Here is a 26917-nt window from a genome sequence, read left to right as displayed (position 1 = left end):
GGCAGTGGAGGATATATTCCCCATTGCCCATTCACCATTTACAAAATCATTCTGTTCGTAAATTGTTAACTGGGTTCGATAATGCGGCTTTGATTGCCTGGGTACAGATGGTGAGAAATGCGATCAGACAGGCAAAAAAAGCTGAGATAACAAACACGGTCCATGAAATGGATGTTCGGTAAGCAAAATCAGCCAACCATTTATTCATGAACCACCAGGCCAATGGTGAAGCCAGTATAATGGCGATCAATACCAGTTTGATAAAATCTCTGGAAATCAGGATTACCAACTGGGAAGCCGTAGCCCCCAGAACTTTTCTGATACCAATTTCTTTCCTGCGCTGTTCGGCACTGAATGTGGCGAGGCCAAACAGCCCCAGACAGGATATAAAAATGGCTATCAGCGTGAGGCACTGCACCATATAGGTGAGCCTGGTTTCTGCATCATAATTGCGTTGAAAATCTTCGTCTAAAAAACTGAATTCAAAAGGCTCCGAAGGATTCAGTTTTCGCCATTCCTGTTCCATATTTTTGGTTAGTTTACCCATATTATCAGTTCGGGTATGTACCACCAGGTAATTCAGGCTGGCAGAAGTGGCTGTTACCTCGAAAGCCAAAGGGGTGATTAATTTATGAAGGTCTTCAAAATGAAAATCTTTGACAACCCCCAGTATTTCATACTTATAATTTTTACCCTGCCAGTCAAAATTGATATGGCTGCCCACTGCTTTCTGGGGCGATGCAAAGCCGATTTCTTTTACAGTGCTTTCATTCACTACCATCCGGTAGCTGGTATCTGCCGGATACGCGTTGTCGAAAAGTCGGCCTGCCACCAGTTGTACTCCGAGTGTTTTCAGGAAATCAAAATCCACATAGTTTATCCTGACCCTTTTTCCCTCGTTCATCGTTTGTCCTTCCCGGTACATCATGTTATCGGATGGGTTCATGATACCGGGGTAATACATAGAAGCCCCTGCGCTGCTTACCTGTGGATTTTTCTGTAATGCATCTTTCAGGGAAGCACTGATGTTTTTTGCCGTTGTACTGCGTAACGGAATGACCAATTGCTGGTCTTTGACAAAACCCAGATCTTTTGTATGGAGATAGTTCATCTGCGACACAATGATGACAGACGAAATAATCAACACCACGGAAATGACAAACTGAAAAACCACCAATGTTTTGCGAAGGTTAATCGAAGTGGTGGTATTGGTCAATTTTCCTTTCAGGGATTTTACCGGCAGGAAAGAGGAGAGATAAAATGCAGGATAACTGCCTGCAATGATACCTGTACCCAATGCCAGTACCAGAAAACCTGTTGCCATCAGTAAATTTTCACTGAGCGAGAACTGAATATGTCTTCCTGCCAATTGGTTAAAGTAGGGTAAGAGGATCAGGAGTATCATACAACTGATCAAAAATGCCATGACGGACATCAGTACCGATTCTGATAGGAACTGTCTGACCAGCGATAACCTGTTAGCACCTAATACTTTCCTGATCCCTACTTCTTTGAGTCTTTGCGAAGATTTTGCAGTAGACAGGTTCATGAAATTAATGCAGGCAATCAACAAAGTGAAAATGGCGATGGATGCCAGGATATATAAAAATGTCCGGTTGCCCGATGGGGTTACATTCTCTGTAACACCTGCTGCCAGATGGATTTCTTTTAACGGAATCAGAAACTGTTTTTTCCAGAAGCCCATTGCTTTCAGGTCTTTGGAAGCGTATTTCTCAATAAAAGCAGGCAGTTTGGCTTCCAGTTTTTTATAATCGGTTCCGGATTTCAGTTTTATATAACTGAAAAACATGTTATTGGTGGCATAATCATTTGGTCGCTGTTTAATGTATTGTTCCATATCTCCACCCGCTATGCTCAGAAAGAACCGGGCATCAATATGCGAAGGTTTTAGGGAAGTTCTGTAAACACCGCCTACCGTAAAATCATGTTCACCGTTGGTGTTACTATTGATATGGATGACTTTGTTAATGGCTGGTTCATTACCGAAAATTTTTTTGGCGATCTCTTCATTCAGGATAATTCTATTGGTGCCGGTAAGCGCAGATTCCGGGTTACCTTCTATGAACTGGTAATGGAATAGGCGGAAGAAGGATGGCGTTGTCAGATAACCCCTGGTTTCATAAAAAGAGCGTATTGCCTGCCCGTTAGCCGGTTGGTATTGCAGAAGCGTCTTGTCATCGGCAAACATTCCGAGTAAATGTGTGGCATCTGCAATCTCAGGAAATTCCCGGTGCAATCCTTCCGCCAGGGGGTGCGGGGTATTGGGTGTTCTGCTGATTTCTGCTCCTTTTTTTTCAAATACAGTACCAATCTGGTATATCTGATCGGCTTCGGGCTGATCCTGGTCATACGTCATTTCATTATGGAGATATAATGCAATTAACATACAGCAGGTTAGACCAATAGACAGTCCAAAAATATTGATGAAAGAAAAAACCTTATTCTTCATCAATGTTCTCCAGGCAATTTTGAAATAATTACGGATCATGGTGGTGTATTGTGAATTGTCAATAGTCAATAGTGAATAGTGAATGGGCAGTGGAGGATATATTCCCCATTGCCCATTCACCATTCACTACATCATTCTGTTCGTAAACTTTTTACCGGGTTGGCATTGGCTGCTCTGATTGCTAATACACTTACTGTTAGCAAGGCAATTAAAGCTGCCATGATACCAGCTGCGGCAAAAATCCACCAACTGATGGGGATGCGGTAAGCGAAATCCGTTAACCAGCGGTTTACACCGTACCAGGCAACAGGGAAGGCGATCAATGCGGCAACCAATACCAGGATAAGGAAATCTTTCGATAATAACAACACAATGCTGCCCGTACCTGCCCCCAGCACTTTTCGTACGCCAATCTCTTTAATCCTTTGTGTGATGGCGAAGGAAGACAAACCAAGTAAACCAAGGCAGGCAATCAGAATGGCTATGCCTGCAAACAGAGTGAACAAACTGCTCTGTCTTTGTTCAGAGAGGTATAACTTATTGTAGTTATCATCCAGAAAGGAAAATTCAAACGGGATTCCCGGCAAATAAGTTTTCCATTTCTTTTCAATTTCAGCCAGAGATTCGGTTGTATTGGTACCGGCGATTTTGATGGAAAGGGCATTAAAGAAATTAGCCTGTTCGGGTTTGGGTAAAGACATAACCATCGGGGCAATTTTCTGTCGCAGCGATTCGAAATGAAAATCTTTTACTACGCCGATTACTTTACCAGATACATTTCCATAAGAAAAATTACGGCCTACTGCTTTTTCTGCTGAGGGCCAGCCCAGTGCTTTTACGGTTGCTTCGTTCAGCAGAAAATTAGCGGTGTCTGTTGAAACCCCGGTTGAAAAATTTCTGCCTGCGGCCAGACTGATATTGTACGAAGGAATAAAGTCATGATCAACAGCGAGGTATTTGAGCTCAACGTTCACTGATTGAAGCGAATCGCCCGATTCGGCTGAAGCGTTCTGCGAATCCAATAACCTGCCCGTGGGGATACGCGAAGAGCGACCCATGCTCCGGATATAGGATTTGGTGAGCAGATCGTTTCGGAATGTTTCGAACTGACTGTTGCTGGTGAAATAATAGGGTAGCACAGCCACCTGTTCTTTGGAATATCCCAGCTTGGCCTGCTGCATGAAACGGAGTTGCTGAAAAATGATGGCGGTAGTGATGATCAGTATAATGGAAATGCCGAATTGTGTTACCACCAGTGCCTTGCGGAAAGAGATAGATCTGCCCCCGGCTTTGAACAAGCCCTTCAATGTTTTAACAGGCTGGAAGGATGACATGAACAGGGCGGGATAGAGACCGGATACAATACCTACTATAAAAGGAACCAATAGTAAAGATAACAGGAATTTCCAGTTCAATAACATGGCGGCGGCCAATTCAACACCGGCCATTTTATTCAGAGCGGGTAAAATCAGCCAGGCTATGAAAATGGCCAGTGTCATAGCAATCCAGGCAATCAGCACAGATTCACTCAGGAATTGCGCTACCAGTTCTCCTTTGCCGGCACCGGATACTTTCCGGATCCCGATCTCTTTGGCCCGTAGTGTGGAACGGGCTGTTGACAGGTTCATATAATTGATACAGGCTATCAGCAGTATGATAAGTGCAATAATGGAGAATACATATACCCGGTTAATATCTCCATTCTCTTCTGCTTCATAATCCGTATGTGAGTACAAATGGATATCTGTCAGTTTCTGGATCTCCAGTTTGGTAAGTTTGGAGAATTGTGTGGTAGAGGGAGCGCCGGGAAAAAATACATGTTTATCAATAAAAGCCGGGAACTGCGCTTCGATATTTTTGACAGGATAGTTCTCCGGAACCAGGAAATAGGTGAAAAAGGAATTATTGCCATAATTGGTTTGCAGTTGTCGCTCACCATATACAGCTGAATCTTTCAGGGTATTAAATGATACCATGATCTCTGGATGGATATGTGAGTTGGAGGGGAATGACTTAAAAATACCCGACACTTTCAGGTTAAACTGGTTATTGAAGCGGATCATTTTATTCATCGGCTCTTCCTTGCCAAAATATTTTTCTGCGATCTTTTCTGAAAGCATCACAGTAAAGGGATCTGTCAGGGCTTTGCCGGGGTTGCCTTTCACAACATTCACATCAAATACGTCGAACAGGTTTTCATCGGCAAAAAATAACTGGCTTTCGCTGAACAATTTATCCTCATATTTCACCGGGGTTTTACCATTGGGTAACAAACGGGTTACTTTCTGGATATCCGGGAAATCGTTTTTCAGCAATGGCCCGAACGGCGGCGCTACCGTACCCAGTTTCAGCGTTACGGCACCATCCGGATTATTAAAACTGCGGGTAACACGATATATGCGGTTGGCTTTACTATGATAGGTGTCGTAACTTGTTTCGTGAATGATATACAGTGAAATCAGCAGGCAACAGACCAGTCCCATGGTTAAGCCAAAGAGATTGATGAACGAGATGAACTTGTGTTTCATCAGGTTTCGCCAGGCCATTTTAAAATAGTTCTGTATCATATGTATTCTTTAGTTTGTGAGATAGCTGTATTTATTCTGTTCGTAAACTGTTGGCAGGATTTGCGGATGCTGCTTTGAAAGTTTGCAAACTGATAGTGAGTAATGCCACGAGAAACATCGCCATACCCGCCAGCAGAAATAACCAGAGATTGATAGGCGTTCTGTAAGCAAAATTCTGTAACCATTGATTCAACGCATACCAGGCAACCGGTGTGGCTATCACAAAAGCTACCATTACCAGCCATAAAAAGTCCTTGCTCAGGATGGTAACGATCTGGGTAACGGAAGCGCCTAACACTTTTCTTACACCAATCTCTTTCGTGCGCTGGTTAGTGGTAAACATCACCAATCCCAGTAAACCCAGGCAACTGATGAGTACGGCCAGACCGGTTGCCCATTTCAGCAAACTGGCAATATGTTGCTCTGCACGATAGCTCTGAGCGATAGATTCATCCAGAAAATGGTAGTCGAAATCTTCCTCAGGATACATCTGTTTCCAGGCTTTTTCTATTTTGGCAATCGCTGTTTTCCAGTTACTGCCATCCGCGTTTTTAGGCGGCAGGGTTACGGTAAACACATTGTTGATGAGATCCCAACTTCCCAATGCCAATGGTTTTATTTTCTGGTGAAGTGATTTCTGGTGAAAGTCTGCCAGTACACCCGTCACCAGCATTTTTTTATTATCCCAGGTAAGGTATACGCCCACCGCATCTGCAGCCTGGCTGAATCCTAAGGTTTTTGCATAGGTTTGGTTAATAAGGAATTCGCGGGCCGTATCAGAAGCCGAATAGTTTTTCCCGGCCAGTAATTTCATTCCAAACTGGCGGAGGTATCCGGTGTCTCCGAATTTCATCTCCACATCTGTGGTAATATCTTTTTTGCCGTTGTGGTAAGCGATTGTACTACTCCATGCATCGGGCGAAGCGGGTGTACCGGTAGAGAGTCCCACGGCGGCTACTTCCGGTATCGATTTTAATTCTTTTGCAAGGATCAGTTTTTTGGCACGCGAAGTGTCGCGGTAGTTCGTACGGAAAAAAATGAGTGCCTCTTTGGTAAACCCGAGGTCCTTGTTCAGTGTAAAATGAATCTGGCTGCTTACCACCAATGTGGCCAGAATGAAGAACTGTGCAATGGTGAACTGCGATACGGTAAGGCTTTTCCTGATCCAGTTCTTGCGGCTTTTTCCGGTATTAAATACGTTTTGGTTCTTTAATACATTCACGGGTTTGAAAGAAGAAAGAACCATAGCAGGGTAGAAGCCGGATAAAAAAGTAACACATATGATCAGGAATGCCAGAAAACCCATCATCAATGGTTGACCAAACAGATCAAAATGAAGCTGAGGTGGAATAAAATCACTGAAGATCTTTAATAAAAACGGCGTTAATACAATTGATAAAACAGTGGCGAGTAAAGTAATCACAAATGTCTCGCTCATAAACTGCAGCAGTAATTGTTTTCGCGAGCCCCCCATGGTTTTCCGGATCCCGATTTCTTTTGCACGATGGGAAGCTTGTGCTGTTGTGAGATTGATAAAATTGATACAGCCCAGCACCAGTAAAAAAGCGGCCACTGCTAAAAGACCGTATAAGGTAGGTTTATGTGCAGTTCGCTCACTATAGTTTCCGAGGTCTGCATTAAAATGAAGATCAGCAAGAGGCTGTAATTTGAACGCCTGGGTACTGGGGTCGTCTTTTTCTTTTTTATTGTATTTGGCTAATAACGCATTAGCCATTCTTTCTACTTTCGCCGCACTGGTTCCCGGTGATAACTGCACCAATAGCTGCGATGCATCTGTTGTATTACCCCATGCTTTCCAGTCGCGGGGTTGTAAACTTGTTTTTTCAAGAGTGATCCTTGAAACAAAAGTGTTATAACCAAGATCTGTATTTGTTTGGAGATCTTTCACAATGCCTGTTACGGTAGTTCTTACTGTATCGTCGAATACAATTTCCTTGCCGAGGATTTCACTGGCTGTTAATTTTGGAAAATAACGGCCCGCAGTTTTTTCTGTCAATACTACCTGATAAGGTTCCTGCAGGGAAACAGCAGCTGTACCGGCTACCCATTCATAAGGAACCAGCTTAAAATAATTTTCATCTGCAAAAACAGGAACGGGTTGTTTTTTGAGTTTGATCTCGGAACTGCCATTCTGGGAGGGGATGGTGACTTTCTGGTTTTCGTTCCACGTTTTGATAGGTGCAATGATGTCGAGTCCGGTTACTTCTTTTCCTATTGTATTACCCAGCGGAAAAGCTACGCCTGGATTTTTATAGGTTTCGCCTGAAAAAGTGAAAAGAGAAGTAACCCGGTAAATGCGATCACGGTGGGTGTGAAACCGGTCAAAACTGAAATCATACTGCACAATCAGGAATATCACCAACGCGGCACTGATACCGATAGACAGTCCTAATATATTGATAAAGGAAAACGCCTTGTTATGTCTCAGGTTCCTGATGGCTGTTTTAAAATAATTAGTGAGCATGGTAGTATGATTGAATTAATGGGTCTGTTTATTCGGTTCGCAAGCTTTTTACCGGGTTGGCCAGTGCAGCTTTTACTGATTGGAAGCTGACAGTGATCAACGCAATAGCGATAGCAATCAGTGCAGCAAAAAGGTATATGGTCCAACTTATATTAATTTTATAAGCAAAATCAGCCAGCCATTCATGCATGATATAACCGGCGATAGGTAACGCAATCAGAATTGCTATCAACACCAGTTTGATAAAATCTTTTGCCAGCAGCCCTATAATCCCGCTTACACTGGCACCAAGCACTTTTCGTACACCGATTTCTTTTGTTCTGATCTGTGCTGTAAAAGCTGCCAGGCCAAATAAACCCAGGCAGGAGATAATAATGGCAATCAGCGCAAAAAGATTGAAAAGGGTACTGGTTCGCTGTTCCGATTGGTATAGACGGTTAAAGGATTCATCGAGAAACGTATATTCAAACGGATATTCAGCATTGTATCGTTTCCAGGCTTGTTCTGCGGAAGCGATAGCAGCAGTGGCTTCAGATCCGGTTGTTTTTACGTAGATAGTCCAGTCTTCGGACGGATGATAAAAAAAGACAGCAGGTTCAATTTTTTGTTTCATAGATGCAAAATGGAAATCCTTCATTACACCGGAAATCGTACCCTCTGTTTTCCATAACCTGAATTTTTTTCCGATCGGGTTCTTTATCCCCAGCATGTTGATGGCTGTCTCATTTAAAATAAAATGGGTAGAATCTGATACAGCTCCGGTGAAATTGGCTCCTGCTACCATTTGTATGTTAAAGAAGGGGATAAACTCTTTATCAACCGACATGGGGTGCACCATGAATGTTTCACCGGTAGCTTTCCCATCCCAGGAATTATCACCTGTTTCTCCATCCATATTAATAATATCGCCACCACCCTTGGTTACTTTTGCTATTCCCGGTTGTTTGAGCAGTTCTGCTTTAATGGCATCATAATGATTCTTTACATCGCCACGCATGTTAAAGGCGAATACATGTTCTTTATCGTATCCCAGTGCTTTTGAACGGATGTAGTTCAACTGGTCACTGATAATAAATGTACCCACGATCAATGTCACAGAGAACATGAACTGGCCTACGACCAGTATTTTCCGGAATAATCCGTCGCTTAAACGGGAGGAGATCTTACCTTTTAATGCTTTCAATGGTTCAAAAGAAGAAAGTAAGAGAGCCGGATAAATACTGGAAGCGACTAAAGTGCCGATAATGGTTAAAAGGATCACTTTCCATATATGGTAACTAAAAAGGTCAAAAATCAGCTGTTTGCCGGATAACTGGTTAAAGAAGGGAATTAATACATAAATAAGACCCAGTGCCAGGCCGGTTGCCAACAGAAACAATAAGGCTGTTTCTATAATGAATTGGAAAAATAACTGGCTTCGGGCAGCACCGATAATTTTGCGAAGACTGATTTCTTTGGCGCGCAGCATGGCCCTTGCGGTAGACAGGTTTACATAATTGATACAGGCTATCACCAGAATCAGTAAGGCAATGATCAGGAACATCCGAACAGTTTCAATACCCCCGTTTGAACCATCGGCCTGGTACAAATGCATATCCGGTAAGGGCTGTAAGAGGTAGGTGAGATCAGTGTCGTCTGGTTTATTACGGAGGTGAATGTTTCGCAGTTTGTCTGCCAGTACTTTCAGATCTGTTCCCGGTTGAATATGAAAATAAGTATGATAATTGAACTGATGAAAGTCGTTGTCAATACTTGAACCATCCTGTTTGCCGGAATAGAGTTTTTGGTTAAACAGTTCCATTGACAGAATCAGATCCGGCCGGATACTCGAGTTCTCCGGAAAATCTTTCACTACACCCGCTACGGTTAAAGGGGTTTTGTCTTCGGCTACCAATACTTTCCCTATGGGATCCTCTTTGTCGAAATATTTTCTGGCCGTAGTCTCGGTAATAACGATTGAATTCGGATTCGCAAATGGTTTTGCATGATTCCCTTTGATCAATGGAAAATCGAACATGGTGAAAAGCGAAGGGTCGGCAAAAACAGTCTTCTCCTCTTTAAATACTTTTTCTTTATAAGTGAACAGAGAGAAAAATTGGCCATAACACAACCGTACACTTTCTTTGATCTGCGGTAATTCCTTTTTGCCCATCATGCCGATAGGAGATACGGTAGACTGCCAGATCTGCTTGCTGGCACCGGTGGCCACCAGATTTTCGAGCCGGTAAATATTGGCAGACTCCTTGTGAAACCTATCAAAACTCATTTCATCCTGTACCCATAACAGGATCAGGATACCGATTGTCAAACCAATGGTCAATCCACTGATATTGATCAACGAGTAAAAACGATTCCTTAGAAGGTTTCGCCAGGCGGTTTTAATGTAGTTACGCAGCATAGTTATGTTTTTTTCATGAACCACATGGCTCATGTATACCTTTATTCGGTTCTCAAACTGGTTACGGGATTAGCTGCCGCCGCTTTTACCGAGCGATAGCCTACTGTAAAAGCTGCAATCAGGAAGGTAGCTGCTATTGCTAATAAAAATATACCAGGGTGCAGACTGATCCTGTTTTTATACTCCTGCAGGTACTGGCTCATGGCCCACCATGCTATGGGAGCTGCGATGACAAAAGCAAGCAGCAATAAACGGGTAAACTCTTTTCCGAATAGCCACAGGATATCTTTTAGATCGGCACCCAACACTTTTCTAACACCGATTTCTTTGGTTTTCCGTACGGCCATAAAAGAAACCAAACCATATAATCCGAGTGAACCAATGATGATGGCGATGATGGCAAAGGCTTCAATCAGTTTCAGCGTCATGGTATCGCCTTCGTAGAACCGGGCAATTCTTTCGTCGAGAAATTCATAGGCATAGAGATAATCGGGATAGGTTTCGTTCCAGATCTTTTCCATGGCAGCCATGGCCGTCTGCAGGTTTTTCATGTTCACTTTGATGGCACAGGTGCCGTAAAAACTGTTATCAGGCAGGATACACAGGGCTGAGATCTCGCTGTGAAAAGAATAGTTGTGAAAGTCTTTTACCACACCGGCTATGGGTGCTACTGTACTACCGCCGTTGATGGAGATCCGTTTGCCAATCACCTCCTGTGGTGATTTGATATTCAGTTTTTTGACAAAGGTCTCATTTACCAATATTTCCCGGGTACTGTCTGATGGGAAAAAGTTTCTTCCCGCCACCAGTTTGAGTCCGAATGTTTCCAGGTAATCAGCATCCGCATTTTTTACATTGATTCCCCAGTGTTCCTCTTCTGCACGGTTATCATAGCGGATACCCGTAGTGTTGTTGGAGCCGGAAGCCGGCGGTTGAAAACAAAGGGAAATTTTTTCTACACCGGCCACGCCTGATAAGCGGGTACGCAGGGTATTCATCTTTACCTTATCGGTGATAGGGATGGGCAGACTGATAATAGCCTCTTTTGTAAAACCCATATCGGTATTCTTTGAAAAATGCATTTGACTGGCAATAACGATGGTGCCGATAATGAGCATCTGTGAAATGGCAAACTGCGTTACTACCAGTATGCGTCGTAGTGAGAATCCACCGATATGTTTTTGTGAGAGCCGGCTTTTCAGGGCCATCACTGGCTGAAACCGGGCCAGAACCAATCCGGGGTAAGAACCGGATAAAAAAGTAACCACTACGCCGGTCACCAGCAAAAAAATCCATAAAGGAGGATTCTTCAGCAGTTGCAGGCTCATATTGGATTTAAAAAGCTGGTTCACAAAAGGCATGGATACCACAGCAATAACAATGGCAAGTAATAATGCAAAAAACGTAATCAAAGCTGTTTCAGCAATGAATTGCCAGAACAGTTGTTTTGGCATACTGCCCAGTACTTTGCGGATGCCCACTTCCTTAGATCGGTTCAGGGCCTGCGCCGTGGCAAGGTTGATAAAATTAACACAGGCCGTGATAATCAGAAACAGGCCGATCAATGTAAATGCCCATAAATATTTTTTATTGGCTGATCCGTTGAAATCCGGGTTGAAGTGGATGTCAGACAACTCCTGTAAACGGAAATGCCACACATTCACATCCCTGCCCGTATAATTCTTTTTTACCAGCTGCGCCAATGCCTGGTTGGCTTGTGAAGGAGTAGCATTTTGTTTTAGCAGAATGAAACAATGACTGCCACTGTACACACCGCCCCAGTTACTGTCTGCCGCCAGCCATTTGCTTTGGTCAATGAGGTTCTGGTAAGATAAATAGATCTCTTCCCTGAAATCGGTATTATTAGGAAGATCTTTCAGAATTCCTTTTACAATGAAATCAGTTTTGTTATTGATCCGGATCGTTTTACCCATGGGATCTTCCGTACCGAAATATTTTTTTGCCAGCTTCTCCGTAATGGCAGCCGAATTGGGAGTGGAGAGGAAATTCTGCTTGTTACCTTTCAACAGTGGAAAATGCATGATGTCGAAGAATTCCGGCTCCGCATAGGCGATGCCGGATTCTTCTTTGAATTTTTTTCTGTCATTGCCGGCATTCATGGCCACCAGTGCATCATTATAAGAAATCACACGGGCGGTTTTCTCAGCAAAAGTGAATTCAGAACGGAAAGCGCGGCCTACCGGACTGGGTACTGCTTCAGAAGTACCGGGTTCGTCATCGTGCCATTCGGTTACGATCCGGTAAATGCGGTCTTTGTTCTCGTGAAAATTATCAAATCCCAGGTGATACTTTACAATGGTGAAGATCACAATACTGCAGGCAATGCCGAGCGATAGACCAAAAATATTGATAAAGGCATAGGATCTGTTCTTGGTCAGGTTACGCCAGCCGATCTTCAGGTAGTTTCTTATCATGGGAGATAGTTTTTCTTTCTTGTTATTCGCTTCTTAATGTTTTTACAGGATTGGTGAGTGCTGCTTTGGTGGCATTCATACTAACCGTTGCCAGCGCAATCAGTAACATACCTACTCCTACCAGAATAAATACCAGCAGTGAAATAGAAGTACGGTAACTGAAATTTTCTAACCAACGGTGCATCGTCCACCACGCAACAGGAATGGCAATCAGGAAGGCAATGGCTACGAGATACAGGAATTCTTTCGATAACAGTAGTAACAACTGCTGCAGGTTGGCGCCCAATACTTTCCGGATGCCGATCTCTTTTTTTCTTCTTTCGATAGAAGAAGACACGAGTCCGAATAAACCGAGGCAGCAGATAAAAATCCCCAGTCCTGCAAAAATCACAGACAGGCGGCTGATCAGTTGTTCTGTATTGAATTTTTCGTTAAACGCATCATCCACAAAACGGAATTCGAAAGGAAAAGCAGGACTGTATTTTTTGTAAATAGTTTCTATGCTGGCCACTGCTTTGCGGGGATCCGCTTTTTCTGTTAACCGTACATTGAGATAACGCGACCACTTGTTTTCATATTTAAACATCAGTGGGGCAGCTGATTCGTAGGGAGAACCCATCACCATATTATCTACTACGCCTACTATTTCCATATTTCTTCCGGCCCAGGTTACGGGTGCACCAATGGGATTGGTCAGGCCCATCAGTTTGATGGCTTCCTTATTAAAGATCACACCCAGGCTATCGCCCAGTCTGAAATCACGACCTGCCACGATTCGGGCATTCAGTGTTTTGGTCAGATCCACATCGGTGAACATGAAACCAATGATCAGGTTATTGCTGGCCGGTGCATTCACGGCTTTTACGCCCGATGTAAATCCGAAAATATCAGTGGGTGGGGTAGAGGTACGGTTTACAGCTGCCACCATGCCGGTTTGCATAAGGTCGTTTCTTATCGCCTCAAAACTTTTATCGGTTGCTGGAGAACCATTAATTGTAAGGAGGTTATTGGGCGAATAACCCAGGTCGCGTTTTTTTACATATTGTAGTTGCTGGTAAATGATCATTGTGGCAGATACCAGTACGATGGATACGATGAACTGGGCCGTAACCAGAATTTTTCTCGGTAACAATACCCCGCGTGAGGGAAGAAAACTTCCTTTCAATACTTTCACCGGTTGGAAACCCGACAAATAAAAAGCGGGGTAACTTCCTGCCAGCAAACCGGTAATCACCGTTATGCCTGCGAGTATCAACCATAAAACAGGTTCCTGATACGGTATACGGATGGGTTGGTTCAGCAATTGGCTGAATAGCGGTAATAACGCATATACTAGCCCCATGGCCAGTATGGCTGCTGTAATAGATAAGAGTAATGATTCTGTTATGAATTGTATCAGCAATTGAGCTCTTCCAGACCCCAGTGTTTTGCGTATACCCACTTCTTTGGCTCTTTTTTCAGAACGGGCGGTAGATAGATTCATGAAATTAACACAGGCAATCGCAAGGATGATCAAAGCGATCCAGATGAATAAGGATACATACTGGATACGGCCACCGGTATTTTTGCCATCTTTGAATTCTTCGTACAACCTCCATTTCTCCATGGGATGCAGGATCAGGCTACCTTTAGTGGTTGGGTTTTCGCCTTTGGTATTGGTCTTGATCAGTTGCAGCATTTTCTGCTCAAGCGAGGCTATATTGGTTCCCGTACGGGTAGTGATGAAAACCCTGTCGCCGCAGTTTACCCATTCCTGTTCTGCTGCCTGTACGCTTTTTGAGGAGGGATTAAAGGGGATCAATGCTTCAAACTGAATGGTAGATGACGCAGGTATATCTTTCACCACTGCTTTTACAATGGCATTTCTGTCATTGTTCACTTTTACCGTTTTACCAACAGCCGATGTGTTACCAAAAAATGCTTTGGCAGTACTTTCGGTAAAAACCAGTGCATCGGGATCCTGGATGGCGGAAGCGTCTCCTTCTACAAAATCGAAACTGAAAATGTTGAAAAAGTCGGTAGTGGTATTGAGCGTGTTTTTGGTTAAGATCTTATCGCCAACAGTAAAAATAATACGGTTGGGAAAAGAAACTACAGCTGCATTTTCTACTTCCGGTAAACTGGCTTTGGCTGTTCTGGCTAACGGAAACATCATATCCGGCCCTGTATTGATCTCTCCGTTGAAATTCCGGTTCGACATTACATGGTAGGTAGAATGGTATTTTTTATACTGTTTGTCCCATGACTTTTCTGTATACACCCACAAAAGAATCAGCATAGTGGCGGCCATACCAATGGTAAGCCCTGCCAGGTTAATAACAGAGAATGATTTGTTCCGTAAAAGATTTCGCCAGGCGACGATCAAATGGTTCTTTAGCATTTGTTTCAATTAATTGATGAATGGATAGTCAATTTCTCATGTGTATATCCGTTGTATCAATGTTTCTTATTCTGTACGCAAACTTTTAACAGGATTGGCGCTGGCAGCTTTGATGGCGTGATAACTTACCGTAATCATCGCGATCAGAATACTGAGGATGGCCGCAAAAGCGAAGATCCACCACTCAATATTTACCCGGTATGGATAGTTCTGTAACCAGTTATGCATAAACCACCAGGCTACCGGTGATGCCAGTACAAACGAGATGATTACCAGTCCGATAAAATCTTTCGATAACAGCGCAGCAATACCGGTAACAGATGCACCCAATACTTTTCTTACCCCAATTTCTTTGATCCGGCTTTCGGCCATATAAGCGGCTAAACCAAATAAGCCCAGACAGGAAATAAAGATGGTAAGACCTGCAAATAAACCTGCCAAGGTACCGGTACGTTGTTCGGATTTGAATTTGGCAGCGTAGTCATCATCAATAAACTTGTATTCGAAAGGATAATTCGGGTTGTATTTTTTAAAGATCAGCTCTGCTTTTTTCAGGTTATCGGCGGTAGTATTTTTATTATTCAGTTTAATATGGATCACATTGAACCAGCCCTTGGCCCCTTCAATGATCATGGGCTTGGTAGGATGGTAAGGCGATTGCAGGATAAAATCCTTAACCACACCCACTACATGCCAGTCGCGGCCATTGTCTTTTACGATCTGACCGATAGGATCTTTGAAGCCCATGGCTTTCACGGAAGACTCGTTCAGTATCATGGCTGTTGAATCGGTCAGGTATTGTTTGAGGTTAAAATCACGACCTTTCACAAATTGCAATCCAACGGTTGTGCCGAGGTCTTCATCTGCGGCAAAGCGGTCAAAATCAGTTTTATCATCCGGGGCTTTTCCTACCCATTCAATACCCCAGGTATCGCTCCAACCCTGTGTAATAGGGGCACTGGTTCTGGATACGGAAGTAGCCGCGCCGGAACTGAGCAGTTCATTTTTTACGAGGGGATAATTTTTGGTGAGGTCATCTGTGAGGAAATGGAAAATGAGGTTTTTCTTGTCATATCCCAGATCCCTGTTACGGGCATGCTGGATCTGCTCTTTCACAATGGCTGTACAGATAATGAGGATGATGGCGAAAGTGAACTGTAATACCACCAGCACTTTTCTGGGCGTTACCACTTTGTCTGATTTCAGGAAAGTACCCTTTAATACTTTTACGGGTTTAAAGGCCGATAAATAGAAGGCCGGATAACTGCCCGCCAATACACCTGTAAACAGGACGAATCCGATAAAGATGAGCCAGAGATTGATATTTCCATAATCAATGGACAGCTTTTTATCGGTTAGTACACCAAAAGCAGGTAAGCTGATCTGTACAATCAGCAGGGCAAATAAGCCTGCGATCAGCGAAATGAGAATGGATTCACCCAGGAACTGTCCGATCAGTGATCCTTTATTGGCACCCACTACTTTGCGGATCCCTACTTCTTTGGCCCTTTTTTCGCTGCGGGCCGTACTCAGGTTCATGAAATTGATACAGGCAATCAGCAGGATAAAAGCCGCGATCACACCAAACATTTTCACAAAATCGATCAGGCCACCATCTTCAACACCATTGGTGAAACTGGAGTACAAGCGCCAGCGACTGATCGGGTAGAGGAACATTTCATTGGTCAACTCCGAATTGTCGTACTTGCGTTTGATCTTTTTCAGTTTCGGTGCAATAGATGCCAGCGTGGTATTCTTTTTCAGCAATACATAGTTGCGGGTGGAGTTATTGCCCCAGTTGGCATCATCCTCGCCCAGTTTGCGCAGATAGGCCCAGGGCAGGAGATATTCAAATTTGAAACGGGTATTGTTGGGAAGGTCTTTCACAATACCGGTAACCGTAAAATTATCTTTACTATCAATACGCACCACTTTACCCATGGGGTCTTCCTCCCCGAAAAAGCTTTTGGCCAGTTTCTCTGTCAGTACAATCGAATACATGTCTTTTAAAACAGTATTCGGATCACCTTTCACCAGTGGAAAACTGAACACGTTCAGGAAGTTGGAGTCCACGATATTACCAGTCACTGTCAGTTTCTTTTCACCAATGGTGAAAAGAAAATTACTGGACCAGTTTACACGCGTAGCCATTTCTACTTCCGGAAAATCACGTTCCACGGTACGGGCAAAAATTTTGGGCGTGGTATTCCAGCACTGCAGTTTACCGCTGAAAGTATCTTTGTTCCAGGCTTCGTAAATGCGGTCTTTCTTTTCATGAAACTGGTCGTAACTCATTTCATGATTAATCCACAGCAGGATCAATATGGCACTGGCCATACCTACAGAAAGACCCAGAATATTGATAAAAGAGAACCCTTTATTCTTTAAAAGATTCCTCACAGCTATTTTCAGGTAATTGCTGAACATGGTAATGGTGGTGTTTAGGGTAGTAGGATATTCGGAAATAAGCCGGTTGCTTATACCAGTATATTCTCTGTTACAGTTTGTCCATCCAGCATGCGGATGATGCGGTGACTATACCTTGCATCATGCTCAGAGTGTGTTACCATGATAATGGTGGTACCCTGCTCATTCAGGTTGGTCAGTAATTCCATCACTTCATTACCATTGGAGGAATCGAGGTTACCGGTAGGCTCATCCGCCAGTATCAGTTTGGGATTGTTTACCACGGCACGGGCTACGGCCACACGCTGTTGCTGACCTCCGGATAACTGTTGCGGGTAATGGTTCCGGCGATGCATGATCTGTACTTTCTCGAGTACTTCATCCACTTTCTTTTTACGATCGGCTGCTTTTACACCGGTATAGATCAGCGGTAATTCCACATTTTCAAAAACGGTCAGTTCATCAATCAGGTTAAAACTCTGGAATACAAAACCGATATTATGTTTACGCAGATCTGCGCGCTGGCGCTCGTTGAACCTGGCAATCTCAGTTCCGTTAAAAATAAAACTGCCATTATCCGGGTCATCCAGTAAACCCAGAATATTCAGCAGGGTAGACTTGCCGCAACCGGAAGGCCCCATCACAGCTACAAATTCTCCTGGTTTAATCTCCATCGACAACTTATTGAGTGCAATGGTTTCTACCTCATCTGTACGGTAGATCTTCTCGAGGTCAGTGATTTTTATCATGGTTTTGTTTTTGTTATTATAAGAGTTGTTTTATCTCAAAAGTTGTAACGCTGTGTGGGTTACTTGTTTACTGGTTTATTAGTTTACTTGTTTATTTGTCCCGTTGGTTTTAGGCTGATTGTACTAACCATACCGATAAACTAATAAACCAGTAAACCAATAAACCCAATCTTACTGCTTCTTCAACACCAGTTCCTGCATATTGCCATAGTTCTCGTAACTGGAGGTTACTACTTTATCACCCGGTTTCAGTCCCTGTAATACTTCGTAGTAATCAGGATTCTGGCGTCCGAGCTGGATGTCTACTTTATAGGCCATGGTTCCGTTCTCATTTACCTTAAAGATCCAGTTACCACCGGTTTGCTGATAAAATCCGCCTTTGGGAACCAGGATGGCCGTGGTTTCATCACTCAAAGCCAGCAGAATCTGCAGGGTTTGTCCGCGGCGGATGCCCTGTGGTATTTCGCCCACAAACTGCATATCTACCTGGAACCTTCCGTTGGTTACCTGTGTAAATACTTTGGTGATCTTCAGCTTATAGGTTTTGTTGGCAAAAGTGAAATCGCCGGTAAGACCAATGAAAATGCGGGAGATATAATGTTCATCCACATCTACACGCACTTTAAATCCACTCAGCACATCTATCTGCCCCAGGCGTTCGCCTTCTCTTTTGTTTTGTCCGATCTCGGCATCAAGAGAAGTTAACTGCCCGTCAATAGGTGCACGTACAATCAGGTCGCCCACTTTTTTGCGCATTACAGTCAAAGCGTTCTGGGAACCCTCATAAGACTGTTTGGCCTGTTCCAGTTGCTGTTTATTGGAGAGAGAATCCTGCTGCAGGATCTGGTTGGTCAGTTTTTTCTTGCGTAGCAGGTAGGTATAGTTATTTTCCGATGTTTTGAACTCCTGTAAACCAATGGCTTTCTGGTCGTACAGGGTTTTGTTCAGTTTATAGAGGCGTTCTGCTTCTGTTAACTGACTTTCTACATCGGTCATCTGGTTCAGTTTGTTCACCGTATTCTGCTGTGCTGCGTTGCGTGAGATCTGCATCTGGGTAAGCAGGTTATATACAGAGGTTTCCTGGTTTACCAGGCTCAGCTGCAGGTTGGTATTGGATAATTTGAGGATGGGCTGTCCTTTTTTCATGATGGCACCATCTTCCACATATTTTTCTTCTACACGACCCCCTTCGGTGGCATCCAGGTAAATTGAAGTAACGGGTAATACGATCCCGTTTACAGGAATGGCATCTTTATAGGGCCCTTTGGTTACTTCACTGATGGTAATCCTTTCTGTATCTACGTTCAGTTTGGATTTACCGGAAGTGAAATAAATACTTCCTGCGATCAATCCAACAATCAATACCACCATGGCAATGGTGAGGATCTTTTTGGTATTCCATTTCTTTTTTTGAATGACTCTGTCCACAGCTGTTGTTTTTGGTTTGAAACTTATATGAGTTTGATTAAGCCTATTTCTGATGATTCCCGGCCGCTACATGCCTGGCGGGTAGAATGTACGTGCATCAGTAATACAAGGCCAATGGTTCCTGCCACTAGCAGGAGGGCGATGAATCTGGACTGTTGCTGGGTATTCGGTTTCATAAAGGTTGATTTCTGGGAATAGTATAAGAAACGATTGTGCCAAAGAATAATGCTATTGATAATCAATGAATTACTTTTTGCCAGCTACTTAAACTGTACGCATACGGTACAGAAACTGTCCGGTTTTGATACAGTGCCCCACAGCCCCATTTTCTAACCGGTTCTTTTTCAGATTCTTAGCTAACTGGTATATTTATAGTAGTTGGTTTACCGGTTTATTGGTTTATTTGTTTTGTATATCAATCCCTTAGCACATATCATTACCAATAAACCGGTAAACCAATAAACCAATAAACGAATAAACCAACCCGCATGAGTTTGAAGAAAGCCAGTATCCTGGTAATAGATGATGATACAGACGTATTAACCGCCGTTCGGTTGCTGCTGCGTACAGAAGTGAAGGAAGTGGTAACCGAAAAAAATCCGGAACAGCTCCCTTTTTTGCTGGGTAAAGACAGTTTTGACCTGGTTTTGCTGGATATGAATTTTAATGCCTCGATCAATACGGGTAATGAGGGAATTTACTGGTTGCAAAGGATCAAACAGATCAAACCGGAAGTGTCTGTGATCATGATCACTGCTTATGGCGATATTGATCTGGCCGTACGTTCCCTGAAAGAGGGGGCCGCCGATTTTGTAGTAAAACCCTGGCATAATGAGAAATTATTATCCACTTTATCCAATGTGCTGAAGAACCGGGAGCAGCCCAAAAACCATACCGGTTCTCCGAAAATGGTGGCCGGTAAGGGCAATAATGCTATGATTGGTGAGAGTGAAGTAATGCAGGATATTTTTCATAAGATCGATAAGATTGCGCCAACAGATGCCAATATTTTGATATTGGGCGAAAATGGTACGGGCAAGGATCTCATCGCCACCGCTATTCACGAGCAATCTTTACGGGCCGATAAACCTTTTGTAAAAGTGGATGTGGGTGCGCTTACGGAAAGTCTGTTTGAAAGTGAATTATTTGGTCATAAAAAAGGTGCCTTTACCGATGCGCGCGAAGACAGGGTAGGGCGTTTTGAATCAGCCAACGGTGGCACACTGTTTCTGGATGAGATCGGTAATATTTCCCTGCAGCAGCAGGCTAAACTGCTAACGGTTTTACAGAACCGGCAGGTTACCCGTTTGGGAGCCAACCAGGCAGTGCCCATTGATATCCGCCTGATCTGCGCCACCAATATCCCTTTGAGTGAACTGGCCAATGAGAACCGTTTCAGGAAAGACCTGATCTACCGCATCAATACGGTTGAGATCACCGTGCCGCCACTCAGGAAAAGGAAGGAAGATATTCTGTTGCTGGCCAAACATTTTGCCCGTATTTATGCCAATAAATACCTGAAGCCAAATATCCAGTTTCATGCGTCGGCCCTGGAAAAACTGCAGCAGTATCCTTTTCCCGGAAATGTGCGCGAGCTGCAATACACCATTGAGCGGGCCATAATCATGGCCGATAGTGCTACTATTGAAGCGCCTGACCTGCTGTTTTCGCCGATAGAATCTTCTGTAACAGAAACACAGGAAGATGAAGTAACGAAGCTGAGCACCATGGAAAAAAATACGATCATGAAAGTGATCGATAAACACAATGGCAATATCAGTAAAGCAGCCAAAGAACTCGGATTAACCAGAACCGCTTTATACAGAAGATTGAGCAAGTATGACATATAAAAAGATCCAATGGGATATCCTCACCCGTGTATTGTTACTGTTGGTAACCATTACCGCCGCCGCTTTGCTGCTGGTAAAGGGCTGGTATGTGTATGAATTACTGGTATTGCCGGTGATCGTTTACCAGGTGCTCGATTTTTACCGCTACCATAAACAGGCCGCTTACGAAGTGGAGCAGTTTGTAGAATCTATTCAATACAGGGATTTCTCCCGGAATTTCAATGTATCGCAGGCGCCGGAAGACCTGAAGCAACTGCGTAAGGGATTTAATGAGATCAACACGGCGTTTAAAGTGATCTCCAAAGAAAAAGAGACCCAATACCAATACCTGCAGAAAATTCTGGAACTGGTGGATACTGGCATCATATCCTACGAACCCGAAACCGGCGAAGTAGTATGGATGAATGAATCGCTGAAGCGGATGTTGCTGCTGCCTTATCTGAAAACCATTCATTCGCTGCAAAGAAGAGATGAAGCTCTTTACCAGCAGGTAATAACCCTGAAACCCGGTAATAGTCATGTGGCCACGGTTCACCAGGAAAAAAATACGTTTAAGATACTGTTATCGGCAACGGCTTTCCAGACCGAGGGTAAAAAATTTCACCTGGTGGCTTTCCAGAATATCAATGAAGCGCTGGATGAAACCGAATCGCAGGCATGGAAAAAGCTGTTGAGTGTGATGACGCATGAGATCATGAATTCGGTGGCACCCATTTCTTCACTGGCGGATACCCTGAAGAACCGTTTGCAGGAATCCGTCCAGTTCCTCGATAACAGCAATGGGGTAGTGGAAGACCTGGAAGTGGGCATCAACACCATTAAACGCCGCAGCGAAGGTTTGCTGAAATTTGCAGAAGTGTACCGGAACCTGAATAAGATCACTAATCCCACTCTCAAAAAAGTATTTGTACGCGATCTCTTCGAGAATATGCATAACCTGATGCAGCCCACACTGAATCAGAAAGGAATTGAGATGGAGATCATTCTCAAAGATCCTGAACTGACGATGGAGGTAGATGCGAACCTGATTGAACAGGTGCTGATCAACCTGATTGTAAATGCCATTGAAGCGGTAAAGGAAAGCGAACAGCCCAGGATTATTTTATCGGCCGTACTTTCTTCCAATAACAAACTGGCCGTGAAAGTAGCCGACAATGGATACGGCATGAATGAAGAAGTAATGAACAATATTTTCATCCCCTTCTTCAGCACCAAAAAGAACGGCAGTGGTATTGGCCTGAGTTTGTGTAAACAGATCATGATGCTGCACAAGGGAAATATCCAGGTACAGTCTGTAGAAGGCAAGGGAACTGTTTTCACTTTGCAGTTCTGATAACAGGTTTGTAAGGTTGTTATAATCTGTTTACCGATTTACTCACTGCATTCGCCTTGTTTTCATCACAGGCAGTATTGTACATAAGCTGTTTAGCTATATTTATTCCTATTAAACATTTCTTTCAACAAACTGCTTATGAAAAAACTCTCTGTTGGTTTGCTGTTACTGGCATCGGTAACCGTATTTACCTATTGCGGTTCTTCCAAACAAGCCGGTACTTCAGCCAAAACCAAACCTGTTATCAATTACCAGGCAAATATCATGGCAATAGTGCAGGCCAATTGTACACCCTGTCATTTTCCGGAAAAAGGAGGGAGAAAGAAACCACTCGATACCTATGGAGCCGTTAGTTCGCAAATAGAGGAAGTGCTCAGACGCATACAACTCACGCCGGGTCAGAAAGGGTTTATGCCCGACCGTAAACCGAAATTAGCAGACAGTACCATTCAGTCGATCATGCAGTGGAAGGCTGACGGATTGCTGGAAAAATAAACGCATTACCGCCCCCGGTTGTTACTGAACCCGCTGTTGAACTGCCTATCGGTTACTTCAATGGCGGTTCTTTATTTTAGGGCATCAATGTTCATGGGTAAGGGCAGCCTGTATCTTTTCCTTTGTTTCGGGAGAGAGTGTTTCATGCATCGTAACCTGTTTGGCCATGCGGCCGATAAACCCGCTCTGTTGCTCAAATTTCCGGCACAAACTGCAGATCCCGAGATGGGCACGCAGTTGCCAGCTTTCCCACCAGGAAAGACGGTTCTCCTCTTTTTTGGAGACCAGGTAAGTGGCTTTTTTACAACTGATCATGAAAAATCGCATCTCATTATTTTATATGTAACCAGTTTTTTTCCAAACAGGTACGCAACTGCAATTTGGCCCGGTGAATCAACACCCAGTAATTAGACGAAGTGATACCCAATACCTTACAGATCTCTGCCGCATCCATGTCTTCCAGGTATTTCATCGAAAACGCAGCTTCCTGCATTTCCTGTAGTTTTTTCCGGCACATCGTGAGCACGGAATAAAACTCCTTATTCTCCATCGTATTGGAAAGGTCAATGCCCCATTCGCCGGGTTGGTCCTGTTTTGTCCAGTGTTCAGCATCATCAAAAAAGCTGTCCGTAATACCTGTGGCAGACATGGGCTGCATGATATCTCTTGCTTTTTTCCGGTAATGATCGATGATTTTGTTCTTACAGATCGAGAAAAGCCAGCTTTTTTCAGCGGCTTCTCCTTTAAAGCTGTCGCGCGCTTTCCAGGCACTGATAAAGGTTTCCTGCACAAGATCCTCCGCTACCGCAGCATCGTTTACACGTGGCAATGTATAGTTATACAAGGCATCGGCATATAGTTGTACCCATTGATCCGGGTTGAGCTGGTTTTTCGGCATGAATCTGAATGAGGAATAAAAATAAAGAAAAGGGAGGTTCCCTCGCCGGAAAATTGATAAACAGCAAAGCACCTTGATTTATGCAATTCTTTAGGCAGATGGTGTAATGCATCCCCGGGCAAAAAAATACAACTTTATGCTTTCATTACTGACAGGGGAAAGCCTTACTAAACAGATAAACGTTTTTCTCTGTCAGAGTCGTTTTGGGAGTTTTTTCATACAGCAGTTAGTTTTGGACACCCCCTGTTTTTACAGGGGGTGTTTTGTGTGGGAGAAGAGCCGGTACTTCCGTACAGCAGAAATATTGGCTAAGTTTGCAGTTATGCAAGTTTTTACCACGCCCAGCCGCATCATTATTACCTGCCACAAATGGTTATCGCCCGCCTTACAGCAGGAAGTAATTGCCCTTGGATATACCATTGAACGTGCCTTCCAGACAGGGGTGGAGCTCAAAGGAACTGTGAATGATTGCATCCGTCTGAACCTGCAGCTGCGTTGTGCAAGCCAGGTGATGTACTCACTCAAAGCCTTTAACTGCGACCATCCGGATACCTTGTACCAAAACCTGCAGGATCTTGCCTGGGAAGAGCTGATCAGGCCCGATGGATATTTCTCCGTTACCAGTAATGTGTTTCATCCCACCATACAAACCAATTTATTTGCCAACTTGCGGGTAAAAGATGCCGTGGTAGACAGGATGCGGAACAAAACCGGCAAACGCCCTTCTACGGGTTCAGAACTGTCGGGAGCCGTTGTGTATCTTTTCTGGAAACACGAAGAAGCCGAGATTTTCCTCGATACTTCCGGCGAAACCCTGGCCAAACATGGCTACCGCAAACTGCCGGGCAAAGCACCGATGCTCGAAGCATTGGCAGCGGCTACCATTTTATCCACCAAATGGGACAGGAAAACGCCTTTTATCAACCCCATGTGTGGTTCAGGCACCCTTGCCATTGAAGCGGCACTGATAGCCACTAACCGCAGGCCGGGCCTGTTGCGTAAGAATTATGCGTTTATGCATATTACCGGTTATGATGCCACTGTATATGAGAAAGCAATGGAAGAGCTGAAACAACAGGTAACAGAGATGCCGGGTTTGGTTGTGATTGCTTCAGACCGGAGTGAGCTGGCCGTATCTGTTGCCAGAACCAATGCTGCTGCGGCAGGCGTAGAGAAGCTGATCAACTTTGAAGTGTGCGATTTTGAAAAAACAACCGTTCCTCCCGCTGCGGGTGGTGTGATTATGTTCAACCCCGAATATGGGGAACGTTTGGGAGATGAGATAGAACTGAATGCCACTTACGCAAGAATGGGCGATTTTCTGAAGAATACCTGTAAAGGCTATACGGGTTATGTATTTACCGGCAACCTGGATCTGGCCAAGAAGATCCGCCTCAAACCATCGCGCAGGATCGAGTTTTTTAATGCTACCATCGATTGCCGTTTGCTCGAATATGAATTGTATGCCGGTACCAAAAGAGATGACAAACAACCCGGCGGTACCATCGAAGTATAAGACCGTATTGGTGGAATAGTTGAATCTGATTCCATGATGTTGAATTTCCGGAGCCCATATTCCGGAAATGACTATTTGTGGAAATTAAATGCCGGATTGCCTTCCGGCTAAAGCATTTTAGTTTTATCATTGTAAGCAACTAGCTGATTGTTTCATTGTTTATTTGCCAGCACATGAAAAAACTAATTTCTTTTACGCTAATGCTTCTGTTTGTATCCGGCTTGTTTGCGCAACCGTATACGCCCACCGCAGCCAATCTTGCTGCCAGAAAAAATTTCCAGGACATGAAATTCGGAATGTTCATCCATTGGGGCGCTTCCAGTGTACTGGGCAGTGGAGAGTGGGTGATGAATAACCGGAATATACGCGTAAATGAATACAATACACTGCAGCGTGTGTTTAATCCCATCGATTTTGATGCCAAAGCCTGGGTGGCTACCGCCAAAAATGCGGGCATGCAGTATATCACGTTTATCACGCGCCACCATGATGGGTTCAGTAACTGGGATACCAGACTCTCGCCCTGGAAAATCACGAATACCCCTTACGGTAAAGACGCGCTGAAACAACTGGCAGAAGAATGCCATAAGCAGGGGATCAAACTATTTCTGTATTACTCGCTGTTAGACTGGTACCGCGACGATTATCAATACGAAACAGGCAAAACAGGAAAGGGTACGGGCAGAACCCAAAAGAGTAACTGGGCTTCGTACATCAGTTTTATGAAAGGACAGCTGACCGAATTACTTACCCAGTATGGAGAAATAGCCGGGATCTGGTTTGACGGACATTGGGACCAATTGGATAATGATCATGATAAATCACTGCAGTCAAAAGTAAACTGGCACTATGATGAAATTTATTCGCTGATTCACCAACTGCAGCCGCAATGCCTGATCAGTAATAACCACCACCTGGCGCCGATACCCGGAGAAGATTTCCAGGCATTTGAAAAAGACCTGCCCGGAAAAAATACCACTGGTTTTGGTGGAGCCGGTATTTCTGCCTTACCATTAGAGACCTGCGAAACCATGAATGATTCCTGGGGGTATAATATGACAGACCGGAAGTTTAAATCCGTACCCGCATTGATCCGCTATATGGTGAATGCGGCAGGACAGAATGCTAACTTTCTCCTGAATGTTGGCCCCAAACCCAACGGGCAGATCCAGTCTGAGTTTGCAGATACCCTTGCCATGATGGGCAGATGGATGCAGCAGTATGGCAGTACCATTTACGGCTCGCGCGGTAGTGTGATTTCTGAGCAGGATTGGGGAACGGTTACGATGAAGGGTAACAAACTATATGTGCATATCCTGCATCCTGCTAAACTGGGTGAGTATGTGTTTTTACCCGGTGTGAAAAATAAGATCAGCGCAGCAGCTACTTTTAGCAACAATACCGGATTGAAATTTATTCAGCAGGCAGAAGGAGTATTTGTGTACCTGACCGGCGTTAAGTTCGACAGCATTGATACGATTCTCGCATTAACCTTACAACAATAGCT

Annotated in this window: 17 protein-coding genes; 5 read left to right on the top strand and 12 right to left on the bottom strand. The window is 44.0% G+C overall.

What is annotated here, in order from left to right; genetic code table 11:
• Positions 1-46 precede the first annotated feature (46 nt).
• The 10 genes from AC1RNB_RS17680 to AC1RNB_RS17635 form a co-directional block, all read right to left on the bottom strand.
• Positions 47-2470, bottom strand: coding sequence for an ABC transporter permease (locus tag AC1RNB_RS17680; RefSeq protein ID WP_493085022.1), 2424 nt, complete (start codon positions 2468-2470; stop codon positions 47-49).
• Positions 2471-2601: 131 nt separating this feature from the next.
• The gene (locus tag AC1RNB_RS17675) at positions 2602-5037 is read right to left on the bottom strand and encodes an ABC transporter permease (protein ID WP_493084999.1); all 2436 of its coding nucleotides are present in this window, start codon (positions 5035-5037) and stop codon (positions 2602-2604) included.
• A gap of 31 nt (positions 5038-5068) precedes the next feature.
• On the bottom strand, positions 5069-7522 hold the full coding sequence (locus AC1RNB_RS17670; protein ID WP_493084998.1) for an FtsX-like permease family protein: 2454 nt from the start codon (positions 7520-7522) through the stop codon (positions 5069-5071).
• 28 nt (positions 7523-7550) lie between these two features.
• Positions 7551-9920: an ABC transporter permease gene (locus tag AC1RNB_RS17665; RefSeq protein ID WP_493084997.1), complete on the bottom strand. Its 2370-nt coding sequence runs from the start codon at positions 9918-9920 to the stop codon at positions 7551-7553.
• A gap of 41 nt (positions 9921-9961) precedes the next feature.
• Entirely contained in the window at positions 9962-12355 is a 2394-nt protein-coding gene (locus AC1RNB_RS17660) for an ABC transporter permease (protein WP_493084995.1), read from the bottom strand.
• Between the two features lie 22 nt (positions 12356-12377).
• Entirely contained in the window at positions 12378-14735 is a 2358-nt protein-coding gene (locus tag AC1RNB_RS17655; RefSeq protein ID WP_493084994.1) for an ABC transporter permease, read from the bottom strand.
• A gap of 66 nt (positions 14736-14801) precedes the next feature.
• Positions 14802-17162 (bottom strand): ABC transporter permease, encoded by a 2361-nt coding sequence (locus AC1RNB_RS17650; RefSeq protein WP_493084992.1) that lies wholly within the window; start codon positions 17160-17162, stop codon positions 14802-14804.
• 50 nt (positions 17163-17212) lie between these two features.
• Complete coding sequence (locus AC1RNB_RS17645) at positions 17213-17890, bottom strand: ABC transporter ATP-binding protein (protein WP_493084990.1); 678 nt, start codon at positions 17888-17890, stop codon at positions 17213-17215.
• A 171-nt stretch (positions 17891-18061) separates the two neighbouring features.
• Positions 18062-19318: an efflux RND transporter periplasmic adaptor subunit gene (locus AC1RNB_RS17640; protein WP_493084988.1), complete on the bottom strand. Its 1257-nt coding sequence runs from the start codon at positions 19316-19318 to the stop codon at positions 18062-18064.
• Between the two features lie 23 nt (positions 19319-19341).
• Complete coding sequence (locus AC1RNB_RS17635; protein WP_493084987.1) at positions 19342-19494, bottom strand: hypothetical protein; 153 nt, start codon at positions 19492-19494, stop codon at positions 19342-19344.
• 312 nt (positions 19495-19806) lie between these two features.
• Here AC1RNB_RS17635 and AC1RNB_RS17630 point away from each other — a divergent pair, with 312 nt between their 5' ends.
• From AC1RNB_RS17630 to AC1RNB_RS17620, 3 genes are all read left to right on the top strand, one after another.
• A complete protein-coding gene (locus tag AC1RNB_RS17630) occupies positions 19807-21168 on the top strand; it encodes a sigma-54-dependent transcriptional regulator (RefSeq protein ID WP_493084986.1) in 1362 nt (453 codons plus the stop codon).
• Complete coding sequence (locus AC1RNB_RS17625; RefSeq protein WP_493084984.1) at positions 21158-22501, top strand: sensor histidine kinase; 1344 nt, start codon at positions 21158-21160, stop codon at positions 22499-22501. Before AC1RNB_RS17630 ends, AC1RNB_RS17625 begins: the two co-directional genes overlap by 11 nt.
• A gap of 138 nt (positions 22502-22639) precedes the next feature.
• Positions 22640-22996, top strand: a complete 357-nt coding sequence (locus AC1RNB_RS17620) for a cytochrome c family protein (RefSeq protein ID WP_493084982.1) — start codon at positions 22640-22642, stop codon at positions 22994-22996.
• Positions 22997-23080: 84 nt separating this feature from the next.
• On the opposite strand, the gene AC1RNB_RS17615 is transcribed toward AC1RNB_RS17620, so the two are convergent.
• A complete protein-coding gene (locus tag AC1RNB_RS17615) occupies positions 23081-23323 on the bottom strand; it encodes an anti-sigma factor family protein (protein ID WP_493084980.1) in 243 nt (80 codons plus the stop codon).
• Between the two features lie 4 nt (positions 23324-23327).
• Positions 23328-23894: a sigma-70 family RNA polymerase sigma factor gene (locus tag AC1RNB_RS17610; RefSeq protein WP_493084978.1), complete on the bottom strand. Its 567-nt coding sequence runs from the start codon at positions 23892-23894 to the stop codon at positions 23328-23330.
• A gap of 322 nt (positions 23895-24216) precedes the next feature.
• Here AC1RNB_RS17610 and AC1RNB_RS17605 point away from each other — a divergent pair, with 322 nt between their 5' ends.
• Together AC1RNB_RS17605 and AC1RNB_RS17600 are read left to right on the top strand one after the other, a co-directional pair.
• A complete protein-coding gene (locus AC1RNB_RS17605; RefSeq protein ID WP_493084976.1) occupies positions 24217-25410 on the top strand; it encodes a THUMP domain-containing class I SAM-dependent RNA methyltransferase in 1194 nt (397 codons plus the stop codon).
• A gap of 173 nt (positions 25411-25583) precedes the next feature.
• Positions 25584-26915 carry an alpha-L-fucosidase gene (locus tag AC1RNB_RS17600; RefSeq protein WP_493084974.1) on the top strand — a complete coding sequence of 444 codons (1332 nt, stop codon included), beginning with the start codon at positions 25584-25586 and terminating at the stop codon, positions 26913-26915.
• Positions 26916-26917: the final 2 nt, after the last annotated feature.

The organism is Sediminibacterium sp. GW821-FHT12F12, from assembly GCF_058806635.1.
Note: the sequence above shows the minus strand (reverse complement) of the source record. Positions and strands in the feature narration are given on the sequence as shown.

Coding starts and splice junctions, on each gene's coding strand:
- AC1RNB_RS17680 (WP_493085022.1), bottom strand. CDS start 2,470: ATGAAGAATAAGGTTTTTTCTTTCATCAATATTTTTGGACTGTCTATT.
- AC1RNB_RS17675 (WP_493084999.1), bottom strand. CDS start 5,037: ATGATACAGAACTATTTTAAAATGGCCTGGCGAAACCTGATGAAACAC.
- AC1RNB_RS17670 (WP_493084998.1), bottom strand. CDS start 7,522: ATGCTCACTAATTATTTTAAAACAGCCATCAGGAACCTGAGACATAAC.
- AC1RNB_RS17665 (WP_493084997.1), bottom strand. CDS start 9,920: ATGCTGCGTAACTACATTAAAACCGCCTGGCGAAACCTTCTAAGGAAT.
- AC1RNB_RS17660 (WP_493084995.1), bottom strand. CDS start 12,355: ATGATAAGAAACTACCTGAAGATCGGCTGGCGTAACCTGACCAAGAAC.
- AC1RNB_RS17655 (WP_493084994.1), bottom strand. CDS start 14,735: ATGCTAAAGAACCATTTGATCGTCGCCTGGCGAAATCTTTTACGGAAC.
- AC1RNB_RS17650 (WP_493084992.1), bottom strand. CDS start 17,162: ATGTTCAGCAATTACCTGAAAATAGCTGTGAGGAATCTTTTAAAGAAT.
- AC1RNB_RS17645 (WP_493084990.1), bottom strand. CDS start 17,890: ATGATAAAAATCACTGACCTCGAGAAGATCTACCGTACAGATGAGGTA.
- AC1RNB_RS17635 (WP_493084987.1), bottom strand. CDS start 19,494: ATGAAACCGAATACCCAGCAACAGTCCAGATTCATCGCCCTCCTGCTA.
- AC1RNB_RS17630 (WP_493084986.1), top strand. CDS start 19,807: ATGAGTTTGAAGAAAGCCAGTATCCTGGTAATAGATGATGATACAGAC.
- AC1RNB_RS17625 (WP_493084984.1), top strand. CDS start 21,158: ATGACATATAAAAAGATCCAATGGGATATCCTCACCCGTGTATTGTTA.
- AC1RNB_RS17620 (WP_493084982.1), top strand. CDS start 22,640: ATGAAAAAACTCTCTGTTGGTTTGCTGTTACTGGCATCGGTAACCGTA.
- AC1RNB_RS17615 (WP_493084980.1), bottom strand. CDS start 23,323: ATGCGATTTTTCATGATCAGTTGTAAAAAAGCCACTTACCTGGTCTCC.
- AC1RNB_RS17610 (WP_493084978.1), bottom strand. CDS start 23,894: ATGCCGAAAAACCAGCTCAACCCGGATCAATGGGTACAACTATATGCC.
- AC1RNB_RS17605 (WP_493084976.1), top strand. CDS start 24,217: ATGCAAGTTTTTACCACGCCCAGCCGCATCATTATTACCTGCCACAAA.
- AC1RNB_RS17600 (WP_493084974.1), top strand. CDS start 25,584: ATGAAAAAACTAATTTCTTTTACGCTAATGCTTCTGTTTGTATCCGGC.